Consider the following 4,157-nt stretch of genomic DNA (forward strand, 5'->3'; position numbering starts at 1 on the left):
TGCGCGCCGCGGCGATGTGCCGGGGCGTCGGAGCGTATGCGTCGGTGTCGATGACACGCAGGCCACCGTCACCGTCGCGGACGATGAACACCTCGCCAGGCGTGATCGGGGTGCGCTGCTGATCGGCTGCGATGTCCGCGAGGGACGCGATCGCCCCCGCCTCGGTCGGGGCCGGCGCCAGGGTCTTCTCCGTGGTGCTCATGCGTTCGGGGTCTCCTTGATCTCGCCGGTACGGGGGTCGACGTTCGCGCCGGCATCGCGAATGTCGTCGTCGGTGAACAGGGGGCTGCTGGTCGGGTCGCTGCGCGAGAGACCGTTGTCGTCGGTGACGAACGCGGTCGTGCCCTCGCGGGTTCGTTCGGGGAGACGGAGCTTCAACGCGTCGTTCACGATGACCAGACGGTCACCGCCGTTGACGGGCTTCACCTCGAAGACGACGCTGAGCGTGCCCTTCTTGCCCGTCGCCTTCACCTCCTCGATGAGCTTCGCGAGGTTCTCCGCGAGCTCGACGTCGGTCGACGGTCGGATCGTGGCGAGCATCGCGGCGAAGCTCGGCGGTCCTTCCTGGGTCTTCTTCTCTGCCACCTGGGTTCCTTTCTTCGGGGTGGTCACTGCGCCGCCGCGATGAGGCGGCGGACGAATCGGAGCGCGTCGGGACCGGTCGGGAACGCGCCGAGCACGGTGCGACCTGCGCGGACCTTCCAGGGGCGGTCGCCGGGTTTCCGGGACTTCATGACGCGTAGGCGGTCGCTCATCGGCTCGCTCCGCTCGCGATGTACGCGCTCGTGAGAGCGCGGTTCAGATTGAGATAGCCGTTCAACTTCGCGGTGAGCGCCCGCTGCAGCTCCTCAGCCGCATGCAAGATCTCCTTCGCGTTGTCGAACTCGTGCTTGAAGGGCATCGCCGCGAGATCCGCCTCGGCCCGTTGCCGAGTCACCGTCGGCTCGGCGGACCGCATCACGGCCTTCGCGCGCTCCTCGATGAACTTCCGCTCCGCGGCGTACCGATCCGCCCACAGTCCACGGATCACGGGCACCGCCCGCTCGAGCCGGTCACCGATCTCCCGGATCATCTGCTCCAGCTCGAGCGGGGAGGCCGGTTCGTACTCGACGATCTCGCCCGTCGAGAGGTGCGCCACTTCAGACACGACCGGCCACCTCCCCACGCGCGACCGCGGCGTCGTACTCCGCCGATGCCGCCGCTTCGTACGCGTCGGCGGCGTCCGGCGCGGCCGGGGTGCTCAGCACGGCACGGCGGGCGTTCAGGCTCGCGATGATCGATGCGTTCAGCCATCCGTCGCGCTCCGCGGACTGGTAGATCTCGTGCAGCTCCGCGACGGACGCGGCGGCCGCGACCTGCTTCTTCCACTCCTTCGGCGCGGCGGCGGGTGCTCCCTGCTGGGATGCGCTGTTTCCGTCGTCGTCCTGATCGGGAGCGACGCCGGTGACCGCGGACAGCGCGTAGCGCTTCGCGTACGTGATCGCGGACCCGACCGCCTGTGCAGTGCTCTCGGTCGGATTCGGGAGCGGCCAGGAGCCGTCGATCCGTTCCCCGCCGACGTGCTGCAGGCTGTACTCGAGCCGGAACCCGGCCTCCGTCATCGTCGGAACGGTCACCCAGGCGAGGCCCTGGCGGGCGAGCGCGGGGAGGACGACGCCGACGACGTCGGCGAGGTCCGCGTACGACGACTTGAAGTGGTCGTTGCGTGCACCCTTCTGCACGCGGGGCAGTTCGGCCTGGAAGGCGCTGAGCGCCTCGGTGAGGGTCGCGGGCGGGGTGGGGTTGGTCATGTCCATGCCTCCTCTCGGGCGGCGTCGAGCAGCTCGACGACGCGGTGCGCGATGGGGACGATCAGGTCCGTCGCGGCGATGATCTGTGGGTGGTCGCGGTGGAACGTGCGCGACTGCACGGGGCGGCGCAGCCGCCACAGTCCTGGCGCGTCGGGGTCGCGGACGAGCTCGCCCCACACCCACTCCGCGTGGACGGCTTCGGGGATGCAGTAGAACTGCCACGCGAGCTGCCGGACCTCGTACGGTGTCGGCCCGGTCACGACCTTGTTGTGCTTCGTCTTCGTCTCGACGATCGCGAAACGGTCGCCGACCGGCTTCGTGCCGTCGATCGTCGCGCCGAACCGGGGATAGTCGGGGTGGTGGATCAGCAGGCTGTTCGGACGCGCCCCGACCGCGCCGAGCAGCGCGGGCTCCCAGTCGTTGCCCGACCGGGTCGCCTCGTTCCCGCCGAACGTGCGGGGTTCGAGGATCTGCCGGACGTAGAGCTCCACAGATCCCGGCTTCGCAAACTTCCCCGCCGTCGATGAGCCGATGACCTTGTCGTGCGCGTCCAGCCAAGATTCGCGGTCGGCAGAGTCCGCGAGGGTGCGATCCAGGATCGCGAGGGCGCTCACAGTCCGACCCCCGCCCGGAGCTCCCGCGCCGCACGCTCGACTCGGGCAAGGCCGTCGCTGCTCAGGATGTGGCCCGCGTCCGCCTGACGCGTCGCGACATCGTGGAACGCGATGAGGTTGGCGAGGCGCTGCTGCTCGACAAGAGCGAGAGTCGCGTGCACCTGCGCTTCGAGCGCAAGCGTGATCTGGTTCGTGGCCTCATCGACTCCCGTGATGTGGCCGAGAGCCTTCAGCGCTTCGGAGGCATGGTCGATGCGCGCGGTCATGCGAGAGCGCCGTCCTGGATCGTGAAGCCGATCCGGCGGGACTCGTCACGGTCCCGCTCGACGAGCACGGTGTATCCGCGCTCGTCGGCGAGATCCCGGATCGCGGCGAGGGAGTCGGCGTCCAACAGGTCACCGTCCTTCACGATGACGAGACGCAGCTTCGGGTCTCCCGCGGTCGCGATCGCGAACGCGACGCGGCGACGCATGGCCGAGTTGACCTGCGTGAACGGCACGCCGTCGAACGTCACGCCGTCCTCGTCCACGGACAGCCCGTCGACGGGGAACGTCGCCGCTGCGAGGCCGTCACGCTTGCGCTTCTCGATCGAGGCGAGGTCGCGGTTCGCGGCGGCCTGAGCGGACTCCGCGGCGGCGCACTCGTCGGCGACCTTCGCATACTCGCGACGCGCTCGCACGGCCGCGTTCCATTCGTCGACGGCCGCGAGCTTTGCCTGCAACGGCGCGAGATCCGCGCGCGGAGCAGCGGCAGCGCGCTGGGCCACCTCGATCCTCTCGACCCAGACGGCGCGGTCCGCGCGCGCCTGAGTGATCTGCTCCTCCAAGCGCTCGATCGTGCGGTCGGTGTCGAGGACCTGACGTCCGAGTTCGGTGACGAGATCCTCGGCCCGGTCGATGCGGTGGTTGTGCTCCTGCACGGACTCGATTTCGGCGAGGACCGCGGCGCCCGACACCTCCTCGTTCGGCGCGTCCAGCGGGTTCGGCATCGCCGACAGGGCACCCTGCAGGCGTTTCACGTCACGGCCAGCGATCAGGCGGCGCTCCTCCGCACCAGCCTTCTCCCGCGCCAACGCGTCGACGTCGAACGGGAGGTCGACCTTCGCGAGGAGCGCGTCCCGCTGTCGCTTCTCGTCGAGGTTCAGGAACGCGACCGGGTCGAAGATCAAGCCGCCCGTGAGCGACGCGACGACGTCGGCGGGCTTCGAGTACTTCGCGCCGTCGAGCGCGAACACCTCGAGGCGTCCCGCGTCGTTCTTCTTCCAGGTGCGGACGATGCGGACACCGAGGTCCGTGTCGGTGTACTCCGCGCGGGCCTCGTCCTCGCCCTCACGGATCGGCTTCGGGGTCAGGCGGGTGCCCTTCGGGTCGAACAGCTCGACGAACGCGTCGATGAAGCTCGACTTCCCGGCACCGTTCGCGCCGGCGACGACGATCAGCGACCCGGTCGGGCTCAGTTCGATCTCGCGGACGCCCTTGAAGTTCTGGACGGAGAAGGTCTTGCTCACGACGCCACGACCTTCCCGCCACGCAGCGAGTACCACGTGTCGGCCTTGATGGCCGCACCATCGACGACGACGCCGGCCGCCGCGATGATGGTCCAGTCCGACGAGCGCTCAGTGAGGAAGAGGGCGGTACCGATAGCTCCGCGCGCACGTCCGTCGTAGCCGCTGGCCAGGGCAACGGACTTCTCCCCGGACGCCGTCGCCGCACCGTAGTACCCGGACGCCGTCGCCGCACCGGAGTCCCCGGAC

Annotated in this window: 9 protein-coding genes; all 9 read right to left on the reverse strand. The window is 69.5% G+C overall.

Annotated features, from left to right (window positions below):
• Window positions 1–202, reverse strand: a 202-nt coding sequence (locus ASG00_RS15135) for a hypothetical protein (protein WP_162238325.1), incomplete at its 3' end; no start/stop codon positions are given.
• Complete coding sequence (locus ASG00_RS02465; protein WP_056206589.1) at window positions 199–585, reverse strand: hypothetical protein; 387 nt, start codon at window positions 583–585, stop codon at window positions 199–201. The genes ASG00_RS15135 and ASG00_RS02465, both read right to left, overlap by 4 nt.
• 23 nt (window positions 586–608) lie before the next feature.
• Complete coding sequence (locus ASG00_RS14720) at window positions 609–755, reverse strand: hypothetical protein (RefSeq protein WP_156454776.1); 147 nt, start codon at window positions 753–755, stop codon at window positions 609–611.
• Entirely contained in the window at window positions 752–1,147 is a 396-nt protein-coding gene (locus ASG00_RS02470) for a hypothetical protein (RefSeq protein ID WP_156454775.1), read from the reverse strand. The genes ASG00_RS14720 and ASG00_RS02470 overlap by 4 nt, the downstream gene beginning before the upstream one ends.
• Window positions 1,140–1,790, reverse strand: coding sequence for an ERF family protein (locus ASG00_RS02475; RefSeq protein ID WP_162237853.1), 651 nt, complete (start codon window positions 1,788–1,790; stop codon window positions 1,140–1,142). Before ASG00_RS02475 ends, ASG00_RS02470 begins: the two co-directional genes overlap by 8 nt.
• A complete protein-coding gene (locus tag ASG00_RS02480) occupies window positions 1,787–2,404 on the reverse strand; it encodes a hypothetical protein (protein ID WP_056206597.1) in 618 nt (205 codons plus the stop codon). The genes ASG00_RS02475 and ASG00_RS02480 overlap by 4 nt, the downstream gene beginning before the upstream one ends.
• Entirely contained in the window at window positions 2,401–2,670 is a 270-nt protein-coding gene (locus ASG00_RS02485) for a hypothetical protein (RefSeq protein ID WP_056206599.1), read from the reverse strand. The genes ASG00_RS02480 and ASG00_RS02485 overlap by 4 nt, the downstream gene beginning before the upstream one ends.
• Window positions 2,667–3,911, reverse strand: a complete 1,245-nt coding sequence (locus tag ASG00_RS02490) for an ATP-binding protein (protein WP_056206600.1) — start codon at window positions 3,909–3,911, stop codon at window positions 2,667–2,669. The genes ASG00_RS02485 and ASG00_RS02490 overlap by 4 nt, the downstream gene beginning before the upstream one ends.
• A partial coding sequence (locus tag ASG00_RS15140; protein ID WP_200930835.1) for a hypothetical protein occupies window positions 3,908–4,157 on the reverse strand: 250 nt, incomplete at its 5' end. The genes ASG00_RS15140 and ASG00_RS02490, both read right to left, overlap by 4 nt.

It is taken from the genome of Microbacterium sp. Leaf351, from assembly GCF_001423825.1.
Taxonomy (GTDB): domain Bacteria; phylum Actinomycetota; class Actinomycetes; order Actinomycetales; family Microbacteriaceae; genus Microbacterium; species Microbacterium ginsengisoli.

What these genes read in the sequence shown, in the direction of transcription:
- ASG00_RS14720 (WP_156454776.1), bottom strand. Translation starts at nt 755, where the DNA reads ATGAGCGACCGCCTACGCGTCATGAAGTCCCGGAAACCCGGCGACCGC.
- ASG00_RS02475 (WP_162237853.1), bottom strand. Translation starts at nt 1,790, where the DNA reads ATGACCAACCCCACCCCGCCCGCGACCCTCACCGAGGCGCTCAGCGCC.
- ASG00_RS02485 (WP_056206599.1), bottom strand. Translation starts at nt 2,670, where the DNA reads ATGACCGCGCGCATCGACCATGCCTCCGAAGCGCTGAAGGCTCTCGGC.